Annotated in this window: 24 protein-coding genes; 8 read left to right on the top strand and 16 right to left on the bottom strand. The window is 65.7% G+C overall.

All coding sequences use genetic code 11. From position 1 onward, the window contains the following. Positions 1-9: 9 nt before the first annotated feature. The 7 genes from CH251_RS08780 to hrcA all read right to left on the bottom strand — a co-directional run bounded on the left by CH251_RS08780 (position 10) and on the right by hrcA (position 6934). Positions 10-1332, bottom strand: a complete 1323-nt coding sequence (locus CH251_RS08780; RefSeq protein ID WP_094612779.1) for a hemolysin family protein — start codon at positions 1330-1332, stop codon at positions 10-12. 40 nt (positions 1333-1372) lie between these two features. Further along, positions 1373-1915, bottom strand: coding sequence for an rRNA maturation RNase YbeY (gene ybeY / locus CH251_RS08785; protein WP_032394543.1), 543 nt, complete (start codon positions 1913-1915; stop codon positions 1373-1375). 53 nt (positions 1916-1968) lie between these two features. Further along, positions 1969-3012 carry a PhoH family protein gene (locus CH251_RS08790; RefSeq protein WP_094612780.1) on the bottom strand — a complete coding sequence of 348 codons (1044 nt, stop codon included), beginning with the start codon at positions 3010-3012 and terminating at the stop codon, positions 1969-1971. Between the two features lie 93 nt (positions 3013-3105). Beyond that, complete coding sequence (locus CH251_RS08795) at positions 3106-3861, bottom strand: S9 family peptidase (protein ID WP_094612781.1); 756 nt, start codon at positions 3859-3861, stop codon at positions 3106-3108. Then, positions 3858-4631 (bottom strand): 16S rRNA (uracil(1498)-N(3))-methyltransferase, encoded by a 774-nt coding sequence (locus tag CH251_RS08800; protein WP_094612782.1) that lies wholly within the window; start codon positions 4629-4631, stop codon positions 3858-3860. Before CH251_RS08800 ends, CH251_RS08795 begins: the two co-directional genes overlap by 4 nt. Before the next feature lie 3 nt (positions 4632-4634). Then, positions 4635-5792 (bottom strand): molecular chaperone DnaJ, encoded by a 1158-nt coding sequence (gene dnaJ, locus CH251_RS08805; protein ID WP_094612783.1) that lies wholly within the window; start codon positions 5790-5792, stop codon positions 4635-4637. Between the two features lie 98 nt (positions 5793-5890). Continuing rightward, positions 5891-6934, bottom strand: a complete 1044-nt coding sequence (gene hrcA, locus CH251_RS08810) for a heat-inducible transcriptional repressor HrcA (protein WP_027497502.1) — start codon at positions 6932-6934, stop codon at positions 5891-5893. A gap of 133 nt (positions 6935-7067) precedes the next feature. Here hrcA and CH251_RS08815 point away from each other — a divergent pair, with 133 nt between their 5' ends. Beyond that, positions 7068-7373, top strand: a complete 306-nt coding sequence (locus CH251_RS08815; protein ID WP_008715485.1) for a type II toxin-antitoxin system VapB family antitoxin — start codon at positions 7068-7070, stop codon at positions 7371-7373. Positions 7374-7383: 10 nt separating this feature from the next. On the opposite strand, the gene hemW is transcribed toward CH251_RS08815, so the two are convergent. Further along, on the bottom strand, positions 7384-8595 hold the full coding sequence (hemW, locus tag CH251_RS08820) for a radical SAM family heme chaperone HemW (protein WP_094612784.1): 1212 nt from the start codon (positions 8593-8595) through the stop codon (positions 7384-7386). Between the two features lie 334 nt (positions 8596-8929). Here hemW and CH251_RS08825 point away from each other — a divergent pair, with 334 nt between their 5' ends. The 5 genes from CH251_RS08825 to CH251_RS08845 are packed head-to-tail and all read left to right on the top strand — an operon-like array spanning position 8930 to position 14367. After that, complete coding sequence (locus CH251_RS08825; protein ID WP_094612785.1) at positions 8930-10648, top strand: nitrite/sulfite reductase; 1719 nt, start codon at positions 8930-8932, stop codon at positions 10646-10648. Next, the gene (locus tag CH251_RS08830) at positions 10645-11355 is read left to right on the top strand and encodes a phosphoadenylyl-sulfate reductase (protein WP_094612948.1); all 711 of its coding nucleotides are present in this window, start codon (positions 10645-10647) and stop codon (positions 11353-11355) included. Before CH251_RS08825 ends, CH251_RS08830 begins: the two co-directional genes overlap by 4 nt. Beyond that, on the top strand, positions 11352-12296 hold the full coding sequence (cysD, locus tag CH251_RS08835) for a sulfate adenylyltransferase subunit CysD (RefSeq protein WP_037193075.1): 945 nt from the start codon (positions 11352-11354) through the stop codon (positions 12294-12296). The genes CH251_RS08830 and cysD overlap by 4 nt, the downstream gene beginning before the upstream one ends. Further along, a complete protein-coding gene (locus CH251_RS08840; protein WP_094612786.1) occupies positions 12296-13600 on the top strand; it encodes a sulfate adenylyltransferase subunit 1 in 1305 nt (434 codons plus the stop codon). The genes cysD and CH251_RS08840 overlap by 1 nt, the downstream gene beginning before the upstream one ends. Beyond that, positions 13597-14367 carry a sirohydrochlorin chelatase gene (locus CH251_RS08845; protein ID WP_094612787.1) on the top strand — a complete coding sequence of 257 codons (771 nt, stop codon included), beginning with the start codon at positions 13597-13599 and terminating at the stop codon, positions 14365-14367. The genes CH251_RS08840 and CH251_RS08845 overlap by 4 nt, the downstream gene beginning before the upstream one ends. Here the strand turns inward: CH251_RS08845 and CH251_RS08850 are convergent. From CH251_RS08850 to CH251_RS08875, 6 genes are all read right to left on the bottom strand, one after another. Beyond that, positions 14298-15344: a sulfate/molybdate ABC transporter ATP-binding protein gene (locus tag CH251_RS08850; protein WP_094612788.1), complete on the bottom strand. Its 1047-nt coding sequence runs from the start codon at positions 15342-15344 to the stop codon at positions 14298-14300. The two genes, CH251_RS08845 and CH251_RS08850, sit on opposite strands and share 70 nt — an antisense overlap. Next, complete coding sequence (cysW, locus tag CH251_RS08855) at positions 15341-16144, bottom strand: sulfate ABC transporter permease subunit CysW (protein ID WP_094612789.1); 804 nt, start codon at positions 16142-16144, stop codon at positions 15341-15343. Before cysW ends, CH251_RS08850 begins: the two co-directional genes overlap by 4 nt. Continuing rightward, positions 16141-17034 (bottom strand): sulfate ABC transporter permease subunit CysT, encoded by an 894-nt coding sequence (gene cysT, locus CH251_RS08860; RefSeq protein ID WP_256978916.1) that lies wholly within the window; start codon positions 17032-17034, stop codon positions 16141-16143. The genes cysW and cysT overlap by 4 nt, the downstream gene beginning before the upstream one ends. Positions 17035-17036: 2 nt before the next feature. Continuing rightward, the gene (locus tag CH251_RS08865; RefSeq protein WP_094612949.1) at positions 17037-18059 is read right to left on the bottom strand and encodes a sulfate ABC transporter substrate-binding protein; all 1023 of its coding nucleotides are present in this window, start codon (positions 18057-18059) and stop codon (positions 17037-17039) included. A 203-nt stretch (positions 18060-18262) separates the two neighbouring features. Next, positions 18263-18352 (bottom strand): Ms4533A family Cys-rich leader peptide, encoded by a 90-nt coding sequence (locus CH251_RS28235; protein ID WP_310180897.1) that lies wholly within the window; start codon positions 18350-18352, stop codon positions 18263-18265. 118 nt (positions 18353-18470) lie between these two features. Beyond that, positions 18471-18704: a hypothetical protein gene (locus CH251_RS08875; RefSeq protein ID WP_094612791.1), complete on the bottom strand. Its 234-nt coding sequence runs from the start codon at positions 18702-18704 to the stop codon at positions 18471-18473. A gap of 147 nt (positions 18705-18851) precedes the next feature. Here CH251_RS08875 and CH251_RS08880 point away from each other — a divergent pair, with 147 nt between their 5' ends. Next, positions 18852-20843 (top strand): glycoside hydrolase family 15 protein, encoded by a 1992-nt coding sequence (locus CH251_RS08880; protein WP_373454934.1) that lies wholly within the window; start codon positions 18852-18854, stop codon positions 20841-20843. Between the two features lie 10 nt (positions 20844-20853). On the opposite strand, the gene CH251_RS08885 is transcribed toward CH251_RS08880, so the two are convergent. Further along, entirely contained in the window at positions 20854-21861 is a 1008-nt protein-coding gene (locus CH251_RS08885; protein ID WP_094612793.1) for a nitronate monooxygenase, read from the bottom strand. 150 nt (positions 21862-22011) lie between these two features. Next, the gene (lepA, locus tag CH251_RS08890; RefSeq protein ID WP_045194648.1) at positions 22012-23859 is read right to left on the bottom strand and encodes a translation elongation factor 4; all 1848 of its coding nucleotides are present in this window, start codon (positions 23857-23859) and stop codon (positions 22012-22014) included. Between the two features lie 150 nt (positions 23860-24009). On the opposite strand from lepA, the gene CH251_RS08895 reads away from it, so the two are divergent. Beyond that, positions 24010-24579: a type II toxin-antitoxin system PemK/MazF family toxin gene (locus tag CH251_RS08895; protein ID WP_094612950.1), complete on the top strand. Its 570-nt coding sequence runs from the start codon at positions 24010-24012 to the stop codon at positions 24577-24579. Positions 24580-24594 lie beyond the last annotated feature (15 nt).

A 24594-nucleotide genomic window follows, 5' to 3' on the forward strand; every position in this document is an offset into this window, starting at 1 on the left:
CTCCAGATTTCAGTGTTGGCGAGTGACGTCCGACGAGTCGTCGTCCTCGGTGGTTTCTTCGTCCGGCTCGAGCTTCTCGACCAGGACCGTGGCAATCCGGACGCGCCCCTTGGGGTCGGCTCCACCTTCTCCGCGCAGCAGGAGCCCGTGGGTGATCACCTGCGAACCGGGCAACGGTACTCGGCCCAGTTCGTAGCCGAGGAGTCCGCCGACGGTGTCGACTTCCTCGGATTCGATGTCGATGCCGAAGATCTCGCCGAGGTCCTCGAGCGGCAGCCGCGAGGACAGCCGATACCGTCCGTCCTCGAGTTCCTCGATGGGCGCAACCTCGTCGGAGTCGTATTCGTCGGCGATCTCGCCGACGATCTCCTCGATCACGTCCTCGATGGTCACCAGCCCTGCGATGCCTCCGTACTCGTCGACGAGCAGGGCCATGTGGTTGCGATCGCGCTGCATCTCGGCGAGCAGACTGTCGAGTGCCTTGGAATCGGGAACGAAGACGGCCGGACGCATCAGTTCGGACACCTGCACTCCCCGGCCACCGTCGGTGGAGTAATACGTCTGCTGCACAAGGTCTTTGAGGTACACGACGCCCACCACGTCGTCCACGTTCTCGCCGATCACCGGGATGCGGGAGTGGCCGCTGCGCACGGCCAACGAGGTGGCCTGTCCTGCCGATTTGTCGGACTCGATCCACACCATCTCGGGGCGCGGGACCATGACCTCACGAGCGGAGGTGTCCCCCAGCTCGAACACCGATTGGATCATCCGCCGTTCGTCGTCGGCCACGACGCCGCGCTCGCGGGCCATGTCCACCAGTTCTCGGAGTTCGATCTCGGAAGCGAAGGGGCCGTTGCGAAATCCTTTACCGGGGGTGATGGCGTTACCGATGAGGATGAGCAGGCGGCTGATCGGTCCGAGGAGCCACCCGAGTGCACGCAACGGCAACGCAGCCGCCAACGCGATCGAATACGCGTTCTGCCGACCGAGGGTTCTCGGACCGACACCGATCACGACGTAACTGACCAACACCATGGCCACCGCGCTGATGACCAGTGCCGTGGTGGAGTCGATCAGCTGCGTCAGGCCACCCGCGAGCAACACGGTGCCGCCGATTTCGCACAGGATGCGCAGCAGCACCATCAGATTGACGTACCGCGGGCGGTCGCCGACCACCACGACGAGGCCTGCGGCACCGGGGCGCTCGTCCTTGACCATGTCGTCGATTCGCGCCCGTGACACCGTGTTCAGCGCGGAGTCGACGGCGGCGAACAGGCCTCCGAGAGGCACGAGAAGGACAGCGAACACGATGAGCGCAGCAGCACTGCTCACGCGCTACGACCCCACACTTCCACCTGTTCGACGACGCAGATCATCGATCGAGTCCGTCGACGAAACCGGCCTTGCCGAGGAGCCGGGCATCGCGAGCGGCCTGTTCGGCAGCCTGTTCCGCGCGCCTGGCGTCCTCGTACCACTCGGCCAGCAGCCGGTTCTGCAGCTCGAACATTTCCTTCTCTTCGTCCGGCTCGGCGTGGTCGTAGCCGAGCAGGTGCAGTACACCGTGCACGGTCAGCAACGCCAGCTCGTGTTCGAGCGAATGCCCCGCTGCGGCAGCCTGATCCGCGGCGAACGACGGGCACAGCACGATGTCGCCGAGCATCGCCGGTCCGGGCTCGGGCGCATCGGGACGACCGCCCGGCTCCAGCTCGTCCATCGGAAACGACATCACGTCGGTGGGGCCGGGCAGATCCATCCACCGCATGTGCAGATCTGCCATCGTGGCCGAATCCACCAGCACCATCGACAGTTCCGCGGCGGGATGCACGTCCATGCCGGCGATCGCGAACCGTGCGACCGAGACCAGCTCGGGTTCGGAGATGTCCATCCCCGACTCGTTGGACACTTCGATACTCATCTAGCCACTACCCACGCTCTCGTTGCCTGCATCTGTCGGTCCGTACGCCTGAATCATCTTCTCGCCGAACGCGGTCCACCGGTTCGGCGTTGCGCCCGATTGGGAATGACGCCTTCCGATGTCGACTCGAACCGCTCGTACGCGTCGACGATCTCCGAGACCAATCGGTGTCGCACCACGTCGCTGCTGGTGAGCTGCGCGAAGTGTATGTCGTCGACGTCGGTGAGGATCTCCGACGCCGCACGCAATCCGGATCGCGCGCCTCCGGGAAGGTCGACCTGGGTGACGTCGCCTGTGACGACGATCTTCGATCCGAATCCGAGTCGCGTCAGGAACATCTTCATCTGCTCGGCGGTGGTGTTCTGTGCCTCGTCGAGAATGATGAATGCATCGTTGAGCGTGCGGCCACGCATGTAGGCGAGCGGGGCGACTTCGATGACCCCGGCCTGCATCAGCTTGGGAATCGCTTCGTCGTCCATCATGTCGTGCAACGCATCGTGCAACGGCCGCAGGTACGGGTCGATCTTCTCGTGCAGGGTTCCGGGGAGGAATCCCAGCCGCTCCCCCGCCTCCACTGCCGGACGCGTCAGGATGATGCGGCTGACCTGCTTGGTCTGCAGTGCCTGCACGGCCTTCGCCATCGCCAGGTACGTCTTGCCGGTACCGGCGGGGCCGATGCCGAACACGATGGTGTTGGCGTCGATCGCATCCACGTACCGCTTCTGGTTCAGCGTCTTGGGCCGGATCGTCTTGCCGCGGCGCGAGAGGATGTCCAGGCTCAGCACCTCGGCCGGCGAATCGGCGACGCCCTCCGTGAGCATGGCGATCGATCGGCGCACCGCATCGGGAGTCAGTGGCTGAGCGCGCTTGGCCAGCGCGGCCAACTCGGAGATCACCCGTTCGGCGAGGGCCACATCGGCCACTTTTCCGGTGAGCGTCACGGCGTTTCCTCGTACGTGGATGTCTGCCGTCAGCATCTGCTCGAGCGCCCGCAGGTTCTCGTCGGACTGTCCCAGCAGTGGCATCACCGCTTCGGGGGCGAGTTCCAGGGTGGACCGAACGTCACGCTCGGCGGGAAATTCGCTGTGTTCACTCACGTGGTGGCTATGGCCTGCTCTCTGGTGTCGGCTTCTCGGACGTGCACTTGGTATGGATCGAGTTTAACGCCGCAGCAACGATGCGCATTCCCATTACTCGCTGGTGGCACCGAGCACCGCGTCGAGTGAGAGCGCCCAGCACCGGGAATCGGGATTCAGGAAAGCGAAGTGGTCTTCCCCCGGCACGATCGTCAGCCGCGCGTCGTCTCCGGCAGCGCGCGCCAGCGCGACGTACCTCTCGCTCTGCGCCGCGGGGACCTGGACGTCCTCTGATCCGTGCAGGGCGATCGTCGGGATGCCGATGGGTACACGTGCAGCCGGTGAGGCCGAGCGGTACAGGTCGGGATCGTCCTCGTACCGGGCTTGCAACAGCGCCTCGACCGCCGGGTTGGTGCGGCCCGACGCACCTCGAGGTTCGAGATCGAGAACGCCGGCCTGCGAGACGATGCGCGACGGGCGGACCTCGGTGCCGGTCTCGCCGCCGAGCCACACGGCCAGGTGCCCGCCTGCGGAGTGCCCGATGACACGTACGTCGTCGATTCCCACCGGGGCGTGCTGCTGCAGTTCCCCGGCGACCACGTCGAGTGCCGCGGTCACGTCGGACTGCATCTCCGGCCAATGGCCGCCTGCGCCGACGCGGCGGTACTCGATGTTCCACGCCACCGCTCCGGCTCCGGCGACTGCGCGGGCGAACTGGGTGCCCAGATTGGATCCGTACTGTCCGCTCCAGAATCCGCCGTGCACCACCACGACCACCGGGGTCGTGTCGTCGACGGGTTCGGCCGGCAGGTAGAGGTGGCCGAACTGCTCCGGGTGATCGCCGTAGGCGATCTTGATCCGAGCGCTCATGCGTTCTGGAAGTCGGGCGGCAACTGTGCCCACCGTGAGGTCAGAACCCCCAGTGCGCCGAGGGCCACCGCTCCTGCCGTCGAGGTCCGCAGCACCGTCGGGCCCAGCACGACCGGGGTTGCGCCTGCTTCGGTCAGCGCGGTCACCTCTCGGTCGTCGAGCCCTCCCTCGGGTCCGACGACGATCGCGACCTCGGGCACCGCGTCGAACGGCAGGTCCCGGAACGCCGAGGTGGCTGCCTCGTGCAGCACGGCGACGATTCCACCGCGCTCCACGACACCGCGCACGAAGGCGTTCACCTCGCGCGAATCGTGCAACTCGGAGACCTCGGGGATGTATGCCCGACGCGACTGCTTGGCGGCTTCGGCCGCGGTGCTCCGCCACTTCGCGACACCCTTGGATGCCTTCGGGCCCTCCCACCGTGCGACGCATCGCGCGGACTGCCACGGCACGACGGCATCGACGCCCGCTTCGGTGGCCAGCTCGACGGCGAGTTCCGATCGATCCGCCTTCGGCAATGCCTGCACCAGCGTCACCATCGGGGTGGGACGCGGCATCTCGCTGCGCGCTTGCACGGTCAGTTCCAGTCGGTTCTTCTCGGCTGCGGCGACGACCGTGTCGGCCAGGCCGCCGGCTCCGTCACCGAGCAGCACCCGCTCGCCGACGCGGATGCGTCGTACCGTCGCGGCATGGTGCCCTTCCTTGCCGTCCAGCACGGCGAGCTCCCCGACGTTCGGCAGGGGCGAGAGGTAGAAGACCGTGGGGGCCATCGATCAGCGACCGCTGAAGGCTTCCCGCAACCGCGAGAACAGGCCGCCGCTGTGCGCCGAACCGGTGGTGACGACCTCCGCCGAGTCGCGGTCGCGCATCGACCTGAGCTGTTCGAGCAGGTGGGTCTGCTTGCTGTCGAGCTTGGTCGGCACGATGACCTCGAGGTGGGCGTGCAGGTCGCCGCGAATGCCGGACCGCAGCTTGGGCATGCCGTGACCGCGTAGCACCGTCGTCGAATTCGGTTGTGTGCCTTGCTCGATGGAGATCTCGGTTGGTCCGTCGATGATCGCGTCGATGTTGACCGAGGTGCCGAGTGCCGCGTCGACCATCGGGACACGGACGGTGCAGTGCAGGTCGTCACCGTCGCGTACGAACACCTCGTGCTGCTGTTCGACGATCTCCACGTACAGGTCTCCCGCGGGTCCGCCGCCCGGACCGACCTCACCCTGAGAGGCCAGTCGGATCCGCATGCCGTTGCTCACGCCGACCGGCACCTTGACCGAGATGTCGCGACGCGACCGGACGCGACCGTCACCGCCGCACTTGCGGCAGGGGTCGGGGATGGTCTCGCCTGCGCCGCGGCAGGTGGGGCACGGGCGGCTGGTCATGACCTGGCCGAGGAACGAGCGCTGTACCGACTGCACTTCACCGGCACCGCCGCAGGTGTCGCAGCGGACCGGCTTCGAGTCACCGTTGGTGCCCGAGCCCGTGCACAGGTCGCAGAGGATCGCCGTGTCGACGGTGATGTGCTTGGTCACGCCCGTGGCGCACTCGTCGAGGGTGAGCTTGGTCCGCAGCAGCGAGTCCGCTCCCGGCTGCACGCGGCCCTTGGGCCCGCGCTGGGATCCGCCCGCGCCGCCGCCGAAGAACGCCTCGAACACATCTCCCAGGCCACCGCCGAATCCGGCTCCACCGAATCCGCCACCGCCGCCTCCGCCGCCCTGCTGCAGCGGGTCGCCGCCGAGGTCGACGATGCGACGCTTCTCCGGATCGGAGAGCACCTCGTATGCGGTGGAGATGTCCTTGAACCGAGCCTGCGCAGCCTCGTCCGGGTTGACGTCCGGGTGCAGTTCTCGCGCCAGCTTGCGGTAGGCGCGCTTGATCTCCTGGTCCGTCGCCTGCTGGCCGACGCCCAAAGTCCCGTAATAATCCCGTGCCACGTCGTCTCTTTCGTCCTAGAAGATGAATCTCGTTCGATGAAGCTGTGTGCCGGCCGCCCGTGCCCCCGCTGCCGGCGTTCGATCGGTTCTCGCTCGTCTCAGCGCTCGGCCAGGACCTCGCCGATGTACCTGGCAACCGCGGCGACCGACGCAATTGTTCCTGGGTAGTCCATTCGGGTCGGCCCGAGAACACCCATTCCTCCGAGGACCATGCCAGCCGACCCGTACCCGGTGGAAATCACCGATGTTCCGCGCATCTCCTCGACCTGCGTCTCCTCGCCGATCCGCACCGTGACGGTGCGAGTGTCCTGCGTCACGGCGAGGAGCTTGAGGACGACCACTTGCTCTTCCAGCGCCTCGAGTACCGCCCTGAGCGATCCGGGAAACCCTGCGTCGCCTGCGAAATCCGCGGCGTTGCGCGTCAGGTTCGCCGTCCCGCCGAGTACCAGGCGTTCCTCGGGATGCTCGACGAGTGATTCCACCAGCACCGTTGCCGAACGAATCATCGCGTCGCGCAGCGCGGGTGGAGCGTTCTCGGCCAGTTCGGCCACCGCAGCCGACGCCGCCGCCAGCCGCTTGCCCTCCAGCGCACCACCGAGAAGACGCCGAAGCTGAGCCAGATTCTCGTCGTCGATCACGTCACCGAGTTCGACGATGCGCTGATCGACCCGCCCGGAGTCGGTGATGAGCACCAGCAGCAGCCGGGCCGGAGTGAGCGCCACCACTTCAAGGTGACGAACCGAGGACGCCGACAGCGTGGGGTACTGCACCACGGCTACCTGACGGGTCAGCTGAGCCAACAACCGGACACCGCGTCGCAACACGTCGTCCAGGTCGACGCCGTTCTCGAGGAACTCCAGGATGGCGCGACGTTCGGCCGCCGACAGCGGCTTGACGTCGGCTATCCGGTCGACGAACTGCCGGTAGCCCTTGTCGGTAGGCACCCGGCCGGAACTGGTGTGCGGCTGGGCGATGTAGCCCTCGGCCTCGAGCACGGCCATGTCGTTGCGCACCGTTGCACTGGACACTCCCAGGTTGTGGCGCTCGACCAGGGCACGTGAACCGACGGGTTCCTGGGTGGACACGTAGTCCGCCACGATCGCTCGTAGAACCTCGAACCGTCTGTCGTCGGTGCTCGACATCGGTGCCCACCTCCGTTCTCGTTTCCAATCGTCGCTCGAGTCTAGTAGCCGGCGAACGCATGCTCGTGCAAGGCCTTACTGTGGTCCGAGTGGAAACGTTCTTTCGATTCGGTCCAGCGGCTCGAGGCTAGCGATGATCTTCAAAGGTGTTCGTGACGGAAAGCCGTACCCCGAGCACGGTCTGTCCATCCGAGACTGGTCGAGGATCCCGCCGCGCCAGCTCCGCCTGGACGAGATCGTCACCACCACCAAGGTGCTCGAGTTGGACAGGTTGTTGTCCGAGGACTCCACCTTCTACGGCGATCTGTTTCCCCACGCGGTGCAGTTCCGCGGCGTCATCTATCTCGAGGACGGCTTGCACCGCGCTGTGCGTGCGGCACTGAGAAATCGAACTGTGTTGCACGCCAGGGTGTTCGACTACGACGCCCTCGGAGCCTGAGCCAGGTTTCTCAGGCGGCTGCGATGGTGCGCACCACCGCGTCGGCCAGCAGTCTGCCTCGGTCGGTCAGCACGAGACGGTCACCCCGGGCCACCATCAACCCGTCCGCGACGGTTTGCTCGGCAGCGGCGCGCTCGGCAGGCCCCAGCAGAGTTTTCGGCACTCCCGAGCGGAGCCGCACGGTCAACATCAGCTCCTCCAGGTGTCGGTCCTCGGCGCTGAGCAGTTCGCTGCCCAGCACCGGTAGGTGACCTGCGGCGAGGCGATCGGCATACGCGGCCGGGTGCTTGACGTTCCAGAACCGCGTACCTCCGATGTGACTGTGTGCACCCGGTCCCGCGCCCCACCAGTCGCCGCCGTCCCAGTAGCCGATGTTGTGGCGGCACTGCGCTGCGGCGTCGGTGGCCCAGTTGGACACCTCGTACCAGGACAGGCCCGCAGCGTTCAACGCCGTGTCGATGCGCTCGTAGCGGCTCGCCAGTACGTCGTCGTCGGGGGCAGGCAGCTCACCTCGGCGAACCTTACGGGCCATCGCGGTGCCGTCCTCGACGATCAGTGCGTACGCCGAGACGTGGTCGACACCGGCGTCGAGCACCGCGGCGAGAGACTGATCCAGGTCACCGTCACGCTCACCCGGGGTGCCGTAGATGAGATCCAGATTGACGTGCTCGAATCCCGCCGCACGTGCTTCCTTGGCCGCGGCGACCGCACGACCCGGCGTGTGCGTGCGATCGAGCACGGCGAGCACATGTGGTGCGGCGGACTGCATTCCGAGCGAGATTCGAGTGAAACCCGAGCCGCGGAGCCGGTCGAAGAACTCCGGCGACGTCGATTCCGGGTTGGACTCCGTGGTCACCTCGCCACCGTCGGTCAGACCGAAACTGGACCGGACCGCATCCAGGACGTCGGCCAAACCGTCGCCCCCGAGCAATGACGGCGTGCCACCGCCGACGAAGACGGTGTCTGCCGTCGGAACGCGACCCGTGCCCGCCTGAATCAGCCCTGCAGCGGTGTCCAACTCCCGTCGCAGGCCCTCCAACCAGGACTGCGGCGATGCCGATGTGCCCAGTTCTCCCGCCGTGTAGGTGTTGAAGTCGCAGTACCCGCACCGCGTGGCGCAGAACGGCACGTGCACGTAGATGCCGAACGCGCGGTCCCCCACCCCGTCGAATGCCTCGACCGGCAGCTCGAAGGTGGACGGGACGGGTACGACGGTATTCACGCCCTCCAGTCTCCCAGAGTTCAGGCCCACCCGATCCCACTCGTCCTGCCAGCCTATTTACCTCGAAATCGGGGTAAATAGCCGCCGCGGTCGTCCGTCGCCGCGATGACGTGGCACAATGGCTCCCGTGACCGACTCAGGAATTCGACTCGTGGCGCGCCGCCATGTCGATCTCGGCCGTGTCTGCAGCGCGTCGTGTCGACACACGACCGGCTGCTGACCAGCCCTCCTTCGAGCACGTCCATTCGATCCACCGGTTTCCCACTGTCGTAGACAGCGTGAATGTCTGCGCGACTTCCGGGTTCCGGCCAGCACAAAGATGCAGGAGCAATGCATGTCGTCGACCAGCGACGCGACCACCGACGCTGCCCCCGTTGCACCACGGGAGCGCACGCCGCGGCCGACCAAGCGCCGAGCCGAGGGGCAGTGGGCACTGGGGTACCGGGAGCCACTGAACGCCAACGAGCAGTCCAAGAAGGACGACAACCCGCTCAACGTACGAGCCCGCATCGAGAACATCTACTCCAAGCAGGGTTTCGACAGCATCGACAAGGGCGATCTTCGTGGCCGTTTCCGCTGGTGGGGCCTTTACACCCAGCGCGAGCAGGGCTACGACGGCACCTTCACCGGTGACGACAACATCGATCTGCTCGAGGCCAAGTACTTCATGATGCGCATCCGCTGCGACGCGGGAGCGTTGAATCTCGAGCAGCTACGCACTCTGGCGCAGATCTCCCAGGACTTCGGCCGCGACACCGCCGACCTCTCCGATCGGGAGAACGTGCAGTTCCACTGGATCGAGGTGGAGAACGTCCCGGAGATCTGGCGTCGGATCGAAGCAGTTGGCCTGAAGACCACCGAAGCGTGCGGCGATTGCCCCCGCGTGGTGCTCGGTTCCCCGCTCGCAGGCGAGGCCGTCGACGAGATCCTCGACCCCACCTCCGCCATCGACGAGATCGTCGAGCGCTACATCGGCAAGCCCGAGTACTCGAACCTGCCGCGCAAGTTCAAGACGGCGATCTCGGGCCTGCAGGACGTGGTGCACGAGATCAACGACTGCGCCTTCGTCGGGGTGAACCATCCCGAGCACGGCCCCGGACTGGATCTGTGGGTCGGCGGCGGGCTGTCCACCAACCCCATGCTCGCGCAGCGCGTCGGCGTCTGGGTTCCGCTCGAGGACGTTCCCGACGTCTGGGAAGGTGTCGTCTCGATCTTCCGCGACTACGGCTACCGCCGGCTTCGCACCAAGGCGCGCCTGAAGTTCCTCATCAAGGACTGGGGTATCGAGAAGTTCCGCCAGGTCCTCGAGGACGAGTACCTGCACCGCAAGCTCATCGACGGCCCGGCTCCCGAGAAGCCCGCTCGGCCCCGTGATCACGTCGGGATCCAGAAACTCAAGAACGGCCTCAACGCCGTCGGCGTGGCACCCATCGCGGGCCGCGTCTCGGGCACCGTCCTCGCCGCCGTCGCCGACGCCGCCGAGAAGGCCGGGTCGGATCGTGTGCGATTCACGCCGTACCAGAAGCTGATCGTCCTCGACGTTCCGGACGAGACGCTCGAACAGCTGATCTCCGATCTCGATGCGCTGGGCCTACCCGCCCGACCCTCGCACTGGCGCAAGAACCTGATGGCGTGCAGCGGCATCGAGTTCTGCAAGCTCTCGTTCGCCGAAACCCGCAAGCGTTCACAGGTTCTCGTACCGGAGCTCGAAGAGCGCCTGTCCGACATCAACAGTCGACTCGACGTTCCGATCACGATCAACATCAACGGCTGCCCCAACTCGTGCGCGCGGTCGCAGATCGCTGACATCGGTTTCAAGGGTCAGTTGGTCGACGACGGAGACGGGAATCAGATCGAAGGTTTCCAGGTTCATCTCGGAGGCAGCCTCGGTCTGGACAGTGCGTTCGGCCGAAAGTTGCGCCAGCACAAGGTCAACAGCTCCGAGCTGGGAGATTACATCGACAGAGTGGTGCGCAATTTCGACAAGCACCGCGAGGACGGCGAACGGTTCGCTCAGTGGGCCGTGCGAGCAGACGAGGCGGATTTGCGATGAGTACCAGGCTGAATTTGACGGTGGAGCAATTGAAGGACATCGCCGAGCGCGGTGCCCGCGAACTCGACGGGGCGAGCCCACTGGAGCTGTTGCAGTGGGCCGAGGACAACTTCGGTAACGACTTCATCGTTGCCTCCAACATGCAGGACGGGGTTCTCGTGCACCTCGCTGCACAGGTCCATCCCGGTGTGGACGTGCTGTTCCTCGACACCGGCTACCACTTCGCCGAGACCATCGGAACGCGCGACGCCGTCGAGGCCGTCTACGGCGTGCACGTGGTCAACGCCCGCGCCGAGAAGACCGTTGCCGAACAGGATTCGATCGAGGGCAAGGACCTGTTCGCCCGCGAGCCCAACCGGTGCTGCGCGATGCGCAAGGTCGCACCCTTGAAGAAGGAACTGGCGAACTACAGCGCCTGGGTCACCGGCATCCGGCGAGTCGAAGCACCCACCCGTGCCAACGCCCCGCTGATCTCGTTCGACGACGCCTTCGGCCTGGTCAAGATCAACCCGATCGCACCGTGGTCGGACGAGCAGATGCAGGCCTACATCGACGAACATTCGATTCTGGTCAATCCCCTCGTCGACGAGGGCTATCCGTCCATCGGGTGCGCACCGTGCACCGTCAAACCTGCCCCCGGAGCCGACCCGCGTAGCGGTCGTTGGGCCGGCAAGGCCAAGACCGAATGTGGGTTGCACGCCTCATGACACTCGACCTCACCTCGGCCACCGTCGGTCGAACCCATCTCGACGCAGATCGGTTCGACACTCTCGACGCACTCGAATCCGAGGCCATCCACATCTTCCGCGAGGTGGCGGGCGAGTTCGAGCGCCCCGTCATCCTGTTCTCCGGCGGCAAAGACTCGACCGTCCTGCTGCACCTGGCGATCAAGGCGTTCTGGCCCGCTCCCCTGCCGTTCGCACTGCTCCACGTCGACACCGGCCACAACCTGCAGGAGGTGCTGGACTTCCGCGATCACGTGGTCGCCAAGTACAACCTGCGCCTGCACGTGGCCAGCGTCGAGGAGTACCTCGCCGACGGTCGTCTCACCGAGCGCCCCGACGGCATCCGCAACCCGCTGCAGACCGTGCCCCTCCTCGACGCGATCTCCGAGAACCGGTTCGATGCCGTGTTCGGCGGTGCCCGACGCGACGAGGAACGCGCCCGCGCCAAGGAACGAATCTTCTCGCTGCGCAACGCATTCGGGCAGTGGGAGCCCAAGAAGCAGCGCCCCGAACTGTGGAACCTGTACAACGGCAAGCACTCTCCCGGCGAGCAGGTGCGAGTGTTCCCGCTCAGCAACTTCACCGAACTCGACATCTGGCGCTACATCGCCCGTGACGACGTGGAACTGGCCAGCATCTACTACGCCCACCAGCGCCCTGTCTACCAGCGCGACGGCATGTGGATGACGCCCGGAGTGTGGGGCGGGCCGGCCGAGAACGAAGAGCTGCAGACTCTCTCGGTGCGCTACCGCACCGTCGGCGACGGATCCACCACCGGTGCCGTGTTGTCCGAGGCCGCCGACAACCAGGCGATCCTCGCCGAGGTCGCAGCGTCACGACTGACCGAACGCGGAGCCACCCGCGGCGACGACCGCGTCTCCGAGGCTGCCATGGAAGATCGCAAACGAGAAGGATACTTCTGATGAGCAGCACAGGAACGCAACTTCTTCGCCTCGCCACCGCAGGTAGCGTCGACGACGGCAAGTCGACCCTCGTCGGACGGCTGTTGTACGACACAAAATCGGTTCTGGCAGACCAGATCGATGCCGTCACTCGGGCTTCGGTGGACAAGGGACTGGCCACACCGGACCTGTCGCTACTGGTCGACGGCCTGCGCGCCGAGCGTGAACAGGGCATCACCATCGACGTCGCATACCGCTACTTCGCGACGCCGCACCGCTCGTTCGTACTGGCCGATACCCCCGGCCACGTGCAGTACACCCGCAACACCGTCTCCGGCGCGTCGACGGCTCAGCTCGTCATCCTGCTGGTCGATGCACGCAAGGGTGTCATCACTCAGACTCGCAGGCACGCAGCGGTTCTCGCTCTGCTCGGCGTTCCGCGCCTGGTACTCGCGGTCAACAAGATCGATCTGGTCGAGGACCCGGCAACGGTGTTCGCCGAGATCTCCGCCGAGTTCAACTCGCTGACCTCCTCCCTCGGGTGGTCGAGCGAGGACGTCATCGAGATCCCGGTGTCCGCACTGCACGGTGACAACGTCGCAGTGAAGTCCGACAAGACCCCGTACTACGACGGACCCACCCTCATCGAGCACCTCGAGTCGGTTCCGGTCGACGCCGAACCGCACCGGGTCGGTCTGCGGTTCCCCGTGCAGTACGTGATCCGGCCTCGCACAGCGGAATTCCCGGACTATCGAGGATATGCCGGCCAGGTCGCGGCGGGCTCCGTCGACGTCGGCGACGAGGTCGTCATCCTGCCCTCCGGCACCCGAACGACCGTCGAGCGCATCGACACCGCCGACGGCGAATTGCGTACCGCTCATGCCGGACGCAGCGTCACCCTCGTCCTCGCCGACGACGTCGACGTCTCCCGCGGCGACACCATCGCATCACCGCAGGACGCACCCGAGCCGATCGGTGACTTCGAGGCCACTGTGTGCTGGCTCGCCGAGAAGCCGCTTCGCCCGGGTGCTCGCCTGTTGCTCAAGCACGGCACTCGCACCACCCAGGCCATCGTCGGGACACTGATCGAGCGGTTCGACGAGCAGGAGCTCACCGCACAGGAAGGCCCGGAGTCGTTGGAACTCAACGAGATCGGCCGAATCTCCGTGCGCGTCGCCGAGCCCATCGTGGCCGACGACTACGCCGTCAACCGGCACACGGGCAGCTTCCTGCTGATCGATCCGGCCGGTGGCAACACGTTGGCTGCCGGGCTCGTGGGCAATGCTCTGGCTGCCGTCGAGCTGGGGTCGGCAGTTCCGGCGTGAGCGCACTGATCGCGGTTGCCCACGGCAGCCGTGACCCGCGCTCGAGCGCAGCGGTCCACCGCGCCGTCGACGTCCTGCGTCGGCGGCGACCGGACCTGGACGTGCGCGTCGCGTTTCTCGATCTTTCCGAACCCCGCGTCGATCAGGTGGTCGACGACCTGGCCACTGCCGGACACGAAACCATCGTCGCCGTTCCGATGTTGCTGGGCAGAGCGTTCCACGCGAAAGTCGATCTGCCCGAGCTGTTGGACGCAGCGAGGACGCGACACCCGCTCGTATCGATCAGGCAGGCCGACGTTCTGGGAGACGACCGACTCCTCGTCGAGGCAGTCCGTGATCGGATCGCCGATACCGGTGTCACAGTCTCCGATTCGACGGTCGGCATCGCCCTGGCAGCCGTCGGTTCCTCGGTGGCACCGGCGAATCAACGCACCCGTTTGATCGCGCAGAAGCTGCTCGCCGGAACGCACTGGGCCGGAGCCGTGACCTGCTTCGCCACATCGGTCTCCCCGTCCGCCACCGACGCGATCGAACAGCTGCGCGCACTGGGAGCCGACCGCATCGTCGTTGCACCCTGGTTCCTGGCCCCGGGACTGCTCACCGACAGGATCGAAGCGTCGGTGGCAGGCCTACCGAACGTGGTGCACGCCGAGGTCATCGGCGCGCACCCGGCCGTGGCCGAACTGGCCTCGCGGCGCTACGACTCCACCGTCGCACGCGACTCGGTGGCGTCGGCGATCGTGGGCACGCGGGTCGCTCGTACGTAGACGGTCTCACCCTCGCGCAGTCCGAGTGCCTCACTGTCGCCGCGAGTGATCTGCGCGGCGAACAGTTCCCCGGTGGCCGCACTCTTCAGCTCGACCTTCACCTCGAAGCCGAGGTGCACCACCCGCTCGACGACGGCACGCGTCACACCGGCCGATTCGGCCGTCCCGCTGGCCTGGGCCTGCGCCAACGACGGATCGCGCCCGACGCGAATGTCGTGCGGCCGCACCAGAAGGCCGTTCAGCTTGGCGACCTGACCCAGGAACGACATCACGAAGTTGTTGGCCGGGCGATCGTAGAGATCCTCCGGGCTGCCGACCTGTTCGATGCGGCCCTTGTTGAGCACCGCGATCCGGTCGGCGACGTCGAGCGCCTCCTCCTGATCGTGGGTCACCAGCACGGTGGTGACGTGGACCTCGTCGTGCAGTCGACGCAGCCACGTCCGCAGATCGGCACGCACCTTGGCGTCGAGCGCGCCGAATGGCTCGTCGAGCAGCAGCACCTGCGGGTCGACCGCGAGTGCGCGGGCCAACGCCATGCGCTGTCGCTGGCCACCGGACAGCTGCGCCGGGTAGCGACTCTGGAACCCGGCGAGACCGACGATCTCGAGCAACTCGTCGACCTTCTTGGCGATCTCGGCCTTGGGCCGCTTGCGAATCTGCAGGCCGAAGGCGACGTTGTCTCGCACCGTGAGGTGCTTGAACGCGGCGTAGTGCTGGAAGACGAATCCGATTTCACGGCGCTGCGGACTCACCCACGTCACATCCTCGCCGGCGAGAACCACCCGGCCGGAATCGAGTTGTTCGAGCCCGGCGATGGAGCGCAGCAGCGTGGACTTGCCCGATCCACTGGGCCCGAGCAGCGCCGTCAGCGATCCCTTGGGAATGTCGATGCTGACATCGTCGAGCGCTGCGAAGTCGCCGTAGTGCTTGTTGGCGCCGACGACGGAGATCTCGATCTCGGGGGATGTCTCGGTCATTGTTTCGTCCTCTTCTTGTCGAGGGCCGTCATCAACAGCAGCACGACGACGGCAATCGCCATGAGCAGTGTGGACGCGGCGTACGCGCCCTGTTGGTTGAAGTCCTCGTACCGGGAATTGACCAGCAGCGTGAGTGTTTGGGAGATGCCGGGCAGATTGGTCGAGACCATGATCACCGCACCGAACTCGCCGAGCGAACGTGCGACGGTGAGTACGACGCCGTACGTCAGGCCCCACCGGATCGCCGGAAGAGTGATGCGCCAGAACGTCTGCCACGACGATGCTCCGAGCGTCGAGGCGGCCTCCTCCTGCTCCTCACCGATTTCGTAGAGCACGGGTTCGACCTCGCGCACGACGAACGGAAGGGTGACGAAGATCGTCGCGATGACCATGCCGGGAAGCGCGAAGATGACCTTGAAGCCGAGGCTTTCGATTCCGCCGAACCATCCGTTGGCACCCCACAGCAGGATCAGCGCGACGCCGGTGATGATGGGCGACACCGCGAACGGCAGATCGACGATCGCTTCCAGGACGCCCTTGCCTCGGAACCGTCCCCGCACGAGAGCCAGAGCGGTGACCACACCGAACACGATATTGATCGGAACCACTATGGCGACGATCAACAACGACAGCTGCAGTGCCGACTGCGCGGCCGGGGTGGTGATCTGCTCCCAGAACGTGACGACGCCGTCCTCGAACGTGCGAAACAGGATGGTGCCGAGCGGAAAGAGCACCAGAACGGCGAGGTACAGCAGAGCTACGGTGCGCAGCGTCAGCTTGATCGGCAGACCGATTTTCACGAGATCTGCTCCTCACGTCGGGCCAGGCGATTGCCCACCACGCGAAGCACGAACAACACTGCGAACGCGATGGCCAGCAGCACCACGGAGATCGCCGCCGCGTCGGTGGGGCGGTCGTACTCGATGAGCTCACGGATGTACTGCGACGCCACCTGCGTGTCGTTGGGAATGTTGCCTCCGATGAGCACCACCGACCCGAATTCGCCGATGGCGCGCGCGAATGCGAGGCCTCCGCCGCTGAGGATCGCCGGCAGCAGTACCGGCAGGACGATGCGGCGGAAGATGGTCCAATTGTTCGCGCCGAGCGACGCTGCCGCCTCCTCGACATCCTTGTCGAGTTCGATCAGCACCGGTTGCACCGCTCGCACCACGAACGGCAACGTGACGAACAGCAGCGCGACGATCACCGCGGGCTTGGTGGCGTTGAACACCAACCCGATCGGACTCGCCGGCCCGTACAGCGACAGCAGAACCAGGCTGGCCACGATGGTGGGCAACGCGAACGGCAGATCGATCAGTGCGTTGACGAATCGCTTGCCGGGGAACTCGTCCCGCACCAGCACCCACGCGATGAGGGTGCCGAGAAACAGATTGACCACGGCCGCGGCCACCGACACCTGCAGCGTCACCTTGAAGGTGGCCAGGGCGCGTTGCTCGGTGACCGCGTTCCAGAAGCCGGTGAGACCGTCGTCGAAGGACTGAACCGTCAACGCCGCCAAGGGAAGCAGCACGATGACGCTGAGCCACAACACCGCGACGCCGAGGCCGAGCGGACCGACCGATCCCGGGCCACGGAATTTCCGACCTTCCCGCCCAGCACGAAATCGAGGTGTCGTGCGGGGCGGGGCACCCGATTCCGACGGCGCTCGGTCACTGTTCGATACGGACATCTCTACCGAGTGCTGTCTTGGTAGATCGTGGCGATGGCACCGTTGTCTCCGAACAGGTCTGCGTCCACCTGGGTCCAGCCACCGAGATCACCGATCGTGTACAGCTTTTCGGGGGTGAAGAACTTCTCCGAGTACTCCGACGCGATGTCCGGGTTCGTCGGGCGGAAGCCGGCCTCCGCCCAGATCTTCTGGCCCTCGTCGGTGTAGACGAAGTCGTTCAGAGCATTGGCGCGATCGAGATTGGCGCTGTCGTTGATCACGGCAACGGGGTTGTCGATGCGGAACGTGACGGGAACGTCCACGTGCTCCACGTTCTGCCCCTGCTCCTCGATCAGCAGCGCCTCGTTTTCGTAGCTGAGCAACGCATCACCCTGGCCCTGCAGGAAGGCTTCGGTTGCGGCGCGGCCGGATTCGGGCTGAACCGGGAAGTGATCGGCGACGAGGGTGCGAACGAAATCGAGTCCGGCCTGCCTGTCCTGGCCGCCGTTGCTCTTCGCCGCGTACGGGGCGAGCAGGTTCCACTTGGCCGAGCCCGAGCTGAGCGGGCTGGGGCTGATCACCTGAACGTCCGGCTTGATCAGATCGTCCCAGGTACGGATGTTCTTCGGGTTGCCCTCGCGCACGACGATGGTCACCACGGAGCCGAACGGCACTCCGCCGTAAGCATTCTGGTTCCAGTCTTCGTCGACCTTGCCCGCCTGCACCAGACGGGTGATGTCGGGTTCTACCGAGAAGTTGACGATATCGGCTGGTGCGCCGTCGGCCACCTTGCGCGACTGATTACCCGATGCGCCGTAATCGGCATTGATCGCCGTGCCCTCGCCGTCTTCGGTGGCTGCGAACGCCGGACCGATTGCGTCCCAACCGTTCTTGGGGACGGCGTAACCTACGAGAGTCAATGCGGGACCGCTGGCGGTGTCCGGCTCACCGCCGACGACGTCACTCGATCCACCGCCGCATGCAGTGAGGAGAAGGGTTCCCACGGCCGCGAACGTGGTCAGTAGGTAGCGAGAGCTGTGCCTCATCGAGAGAAGGCCTTTCATGATGGTGTGCAGTGAGTACGAGCTGGGCAGGAGTCGATATTCCCCAAATCGAACCGGAGCACACCGCAGCGGAGTGTCAGCGCGGGATCACCGTGGACGGCAGAAAGTACGTCGTGAACCGCCCGACCGCGACAGGTACGCGAGTGGGCAACGGATCGACGGAACCGATTCGACGAAGGGAAGAATCAACAACAGTCGATATCGGCGACTGCCAGCATGCCGACAGCAATCAACGCCAACTGATGGCGGACGCGGTACTCGGCGGCAGACGACACGGTCAGAAATCTAGCAGAGGTTCCGGACCGACTCTAATCGGCTATCGAGTCAGCAACCAGGCGATGACAACCAGCACCAAGAGCGCGATGAGCGCCAACGTGACCCGAGACCGAGGCATTACTGTCCATCCTTCGTCGTAGTGGTGGCCGCACCCGTCAGCTCCGCGTCGCGAGCAGCCCGTGCATCACGCCCGAGCAGGTGCAGAACCACCGCGAGCACGCGATCGAACACACGCGCCAGCAGGAACGCGGTAGGCACGATGACCAGCAGCACGACTACCGACTGTGGCACGAACGGCAAACCCGTCACCCACAGTTCGACGCCGTCCCACCAGCGTGCGATCGATTCCACCCTCGCAGCTTAAACCAGCTCGTTCCGCTCCCACGCCACGCCGACCGACGACCAGCAGTGGACGCATGCCGTGGATCGGTCGATGATTACGCCATGACGGCATACGAAGATGTTTCGCCAGTGCCCCCGGTGGCCGACGAGCCCGCCATGGGGTCGGGGCATCCAGGTCTGGGCGGGGTCGAGGTTCAGGGAGCGTTGGGCAGCACCGACGCACCGGTGTCCACCCTGACGTCCTATCGAAGTGCCTTTCCGCCGATCGACGACTACGCGTTCCTCTCGGACTGCGAGACGACCTGCCTGATCGCTCGCAACGGATCGGTCGAGTGGATGTGCGTGCCTCGCCCTGACTCCCCCAGTATCTTCGGCGCGGTCCTCGATCGCAGCGCGGGCCACTTCCGGGTCGGGCCGTACGGTCAATCGGTGCCCGCAGCGCGGCGATACCTGCCGGGTGGCCTGATCGTCGAGACGACGTGGCAGACCGAAACCGGTTGGCTCGTGGTGCGCGATGCACTCGTCATGGGACCGTGGCACAACACCGATCAACGCTCTCGTACTCACAAGCGCGCACCGAGCGACTGGGACGCCGAACACATCCTGCTGCGCACCATCAAGTGCGTCAGCGGAACGGTCGAACTCGAGATGAGCTGCGAGCCGGCCTTCGACTACCACCGCGCGCCGGCGAAGTGGGAGTACACCGGCAAGGTGTACGAGGAGACCACCGCCACCTGCGAGGCCAGTGCGGGCGGTGATCAGCCCACGTTGAAGCTGACCACCAATCTCCGCATCGGCATCGAAGGACGCGAGGCCCGCGCCCGCACCCGAATGACGGAGGGCGACAACGTCTTCGTTGCTCTGTCGTGGTCCGATCTGCCTGCGCCGCAGACGTTCGAGGAAGCCGCGGACAAGATGTGGCGCACGTCCGAATGCTGGCGGCAGTGGATCACGATCGGCCGATTCCCCGATCACCCGTGGCGGGGCTACCTGCAGCGCAGCGCCCTGACACTCAAGGGTCTGACCTACGCCCCCACCGGTGCCCTGCTGGCTGCGTCGACCACATCGCTTCCGGAAACCCCCGGTGGAGAACGTAACTGGGACTACCGCTACACGTGGGTACGTGATTCGACGTTCGCGCTGTGGGGCCTGTACACACTCGGACTCGACCGTGAGGCCAACGACTTCTTCGCCTTCATGTCGGATGTGGCGACAACGGCGGACGGCGAAGTCAATCCCCTCCAGGTCATGTACGGCATCGGCGGCGAGAAGACGCTCGACGAGAGCGAGCTGCCGCACCTGTCCGGATACGACGGCGCACGTCCGGTACGTATCGGCAACGGAGCCTACGACCAAGAGCAGCACGACATCTGGGGCACGATGCTCGATTCGGTGTACCTGCATGTCAAGTCGCGCGAGCACGTCCCCGAATTCCTGTGGCCCCTGCTCAAGCGCCAGGTGGAGGAGGCGATCGCCAACTGGCGCAAGCCCGATCGTGGCATCTGGGAGGTGCGCGGTGAACCGCAGCACTTCACCTCGTCGAAGCTCATGTGCTGGGTTGCGCTCGACCGAGGGGCCAAGCTCGCCGACATCCACGGCGAGACGGAGTACTCGGCCAAGTGGAACGAGATCGCCGACGAGATCAAGGCGGACATTCTCGAGAACGGCACCGATTCTCGTGGTGTCCTCACTCAGCGCTACGGTGACCCGTCGCTGGATGCGTCACTGCTGCTGGCACCGCTGCTTCGGTTCCTGCCCGCCGAGGACGAACGCATCCGTGCGACGGTGCTCGCCATCGCCGACGAGTTGACCGAGGACGGCCTGGTTCTGCGCTACCGAACCGACACCACCGACGACGGTCTGGCGGGCGAGGAGGGGACGTTCACGATCTGCTCCTTCTGGCTCGTATCCGCGCTCGTCGAGATCGGCGAGCTCCCTCGCGCCAAACACCTCTGCGAGCGTCTGCTGGGGTACGCGAGCCCACTCAAGCTCTACGCGGAGGAGATCGACCATCGCACCGGCCGTCATCTCGGCAACTTCCCGCAGGCGTTCACCCACCTCGCACTGATCAATGCGGTGGTGCACGTCATCCGCGCCGAGGAAGCTCAGGTGGCAGGGCACTTCCAGCCCGCCCACTCCAACCCCTGAGCGGGAGGGCTCAGCGGCCGAGTTGCCTCGCCCATTCGGCGATCAGCTCGGCCGCGGGCTTCGCCTTCGCACGGCGAAAACCGGTGCCTGCCCACATCGACAGTCCCGACGGATCGCCCGCCGCCGCGGCCTTCGCACGCATCGGCGCGGTCAGATAGTGCAGATCGGGATACGCCAGTGGTGCCGCCTCGGAATTCTCGCGCATGAACTCGTTCACCAGCCCCCGCGCGGGGCGGCCGGAGAACGCCTTGGTCACCGCGGTGTCGGGAGCGACCGTCAGTTGCTCTCGGTGCACCGGCTTGGTGCCCGCCTCGGGTGTGTTCAGAAACGCGGTTCCGAGCTGAGCGGCATGCGCGGCACCCGAATCGAGCAGTGGCGCAATGTCGTTGCCATCCATCAGTCCGCCCGCAGCGATTCGCGGTAGATCGGAGATCTCCCGCACCGCGGTCAGCAGTTCGGTCAGCGGCTCGTCGGGGGCCGAGCCGTCGAATGTGCCTCGATGCCCGCCCGCTTCGGGTCCCTGCACCACCAGCGCATCGACGCCATTGGCGGTGGCCACCGAAGCGTCCGACGCGGTGGCGACGGTGGCCCACACCTCGGTCCCGACGGCGTGCAACTGGGCGACCTCGTCCGCGTCGAACGTCGCGAACGTACTCGACACCAGGGGTACCGGGTGCGCGAGCAGCCACGCGAACTTCTCGGAGTAGAAGTCGTCGCGTCGGACCAGCTCTCCCGGCTCCGCGTCGAAACGCTCGAACCAGGACGCCAGATGCTCGGCATAGGACTCCACATCCGCACCCGATGGCTCCTCGGGCAGGAAGAGATTGACACCGAACAGCAGACCGCGCACCGAATCGATCTGCGCCGCAAAGGCTTCGGGCGTCAGCAACGCACCGGCGATCATGCCGAGCCCACCCGCCTCCGATACGGCGCGCGCGAGTTCGGGAGTACTCGGGCCGCCGGCCATCGGCGCACCGACAACGGGAACACGCAACTGCTTCAGAATCGGCGTCGTCACAGGTTCGAAATGTACTCGCCCGCACTTCACGCCGGAGTTCGGTGGGGACCGCGCGCCCCTACTGACAACTGCGCACCCCTGCTTCGATACGAGCGGGGGCGCGCAGTCGGCAGAAAGGGTGTGAGGTTGCTGCCGGCAACCAGGAGCTGCCTACTTCTTCGGCTTGTCCGAGGAAGATTCCGAGGACAGTGCGGCGACGAAGGCTTCCTGCGGCACCTCGACGCGACCGATCGTCTTCATCCGCTTCTTGCCTTCTTTCTGCTTCTCGAGCAGCTTGCGCTTACGGCTGATGTCGCCGCCGTAGCACTTGGCCAGCACGTCCTTGCGGATCGCGCGGATGTTCTCGCGGGCGATGATGCGAGAGCCGATGGCGGCCTGAATCGGCACCTCGAACTGCTGCCGCGGAATGAGTTCCTTGAGCTTGGTCGTCATCTTGTTGCCGTAGGCCGCGGCAGCGTCCTTGTGCACGATCGCCGAGAACGCGTCGACGGCCTCCCCCTGCAACAGGATGTCGACCTTGACCAGCGCACCGCTCTGTTCGCCGATCTCCTCGTAGTCGAGGCTGGCGTATCCACGCGTTCGGGACTTCAGGATGTCGAAGAAGTCGAAGATGATCTCGGCCATCGGGATGGTGTAGCGCAGCTCGACTCGGGTCTCGGACAGGTAGTCCATGCCGCCGAGTTCTCCACGTCGTCCCTGGCACAGTTCCATGATGGAACCGATGAACTCGCTGGGCGAGATGATGGTGCACTTGACCATCGGCTCGAACACTTCCCGCGCCTTGCCCTCGGGCCAGTACGACGGGTTGGTGACGATGTGCTCGGCACCGTCTTCCATCTCGACGCGGTAGACCACGTTCGGCGAAGTCGAGATCAGGTCCAGGTTGAACTCTCGCTCGAGCCGTTCGCGGGTGATCTCCATGTGCAGCAGACCGAGGAAGCCGCAGCGGAAGCCGAAGCCGAGAGCAACCGAAGTTTCCGGCTCGTAGGTCAGGGCCGCGTCGTTGAGTTGCAGCTTCTCGAGAGCGTCACGCAGGTCGGGGTAGTCCGAGCCGTCGAGCGGGTAGAGGCCCGAGTACACCATCGGACGGGGTTCGCGGTAGCCGGTCAGCGGCTCGGTCGCACCCTTGCGGAAGGTCGTGACGGTATCGCCGACCTTGGACTGGCGGACGTCCTTCACGCCGGTGATGAGGTAGCCCACTTCGCCGACGCCGAGGCCCTTGGTCGCCTTCGGATCGGGTGAGACGATGCCGACCTCGAGCAACTCGTGTGTCGAGCCGGTTGACATCATCGTGACCTTCTCGCGCGGATTGAGTGCACCGTCGACGACGCGGACGTAGGTGACGACGCCGCGGTAGGTGTCGTAGACCGAGTCGAAGATCATCGCGCGGGCAGGCCCGTCCGGGTTGCCGACCGGGGCCGGAACCAGCTTGACGACCTCGTTGAGCAACTCCTCGACACCGACGCCCGTCTTGCCCGACACGCGCAGCACGTCGTCCGCCTCGCACCCGATGATGTGGGCGATCTCGGCGGCATAGCGGTCCGGGTCGGCCGCGGGCAGGTCGATCTTGTTGAGGACCGGAATGATGGTGAGCTCTTTGTCGAGAGCGAGGTACAGGTTCGCGAGCGTCTGCGCCTCGATGCCCTGCGCCGCGTCGACGAGCAGCACCGCTCCCTCACAGGCCTCGAGCGCGCGCGACACCTCGTAGGTGAAGTCGACGTGGCCGGGCGTGTCGATGAGGTGCAGGACGAATTCTTCGCCGTCGACGACCCAGGGCAGCCGGACGTTCTGCGCCTTGATGGTGATGCCGCGCTCGCGCTCGATGTCCATCCGGTCCAGGTACTGCGCGCGCATCGACCGGTCGTCGACGACGCCCGTCAGCTGCAACATCCGGTCGGCCAGCGTCGACTTGCCGTGGTCGATGTGGGCGATGATGCAGAAGTTCCTGATCCTGGACGGATCGGTGAACGTCGTGTCGGCGAAGCTGGGCACTCGTATCCTTCGGCTGGCGTGTTCGAAATGAGCGAACGGGTTTCCCTATCGTCCCACGCCGAGAACGGTGCGCCGTCCCCGGCTGTCCGACTCGGGTGTTCACGTCCCCGCGGTTCGGGCGATGAGCAGCAGAGTCTGCATCGCTACACTCGCCGCATGGCTGGCAACTGGAGCAGATTCGGCAGGGAACTGAGCAAGATCGCGATGCGCGAGGGCCCTCGGCTGCTGCGTCAACTGCAGAAGTCCGGTGCCCTGCAGAAGGGCAAGGACGCGATCAGCGGAACGGCCACGCGCACGTCCGCGCCTGCACCTCGTCCGGGGCGTCCGGTGGCATCGCAGACCAGGCCAACGGCGCAACGCGCCCGCACCATCGAGTACTCCCCCGACCTGGACGGCAAGGCCGACCCCGGTGAGATCGTCTGGACCTGGGTCACCTACGAGGAAGACGCGAGCCAGGGCAAGGACCGCCCGGTGTTGGTCATCGGACGCGAGGGCAACGATCTGCTCGGCCTGATGTTGTCGAGCCAGAGCAGCCGCGACGGAGACCGTGATTGGCAGTCGATCGGGTCCGGGTCCTGGGACGCCGAGGGCCGACCGAGCTGGATTCGTCTGGATCGAGTGCTCGACGTGCCCGAGGACGGTATTCGACGCGAGGGTGCGATTCTGAGCAAGCCCCAATTCGATTCCGTCGCAAACAGATTGCGACGTGACTTCGGCTGGAACTGATGTGTGCGTTGTGCG

Source organism: Rhodococcus sp. 06-462-5 (assembly GCF_002258315.1).
Lineage (GTDB): Bacteria > Actinomycetota > Actinomycetes > Mycobacteriales > Mycobacteriaceae > Rhodococcoides.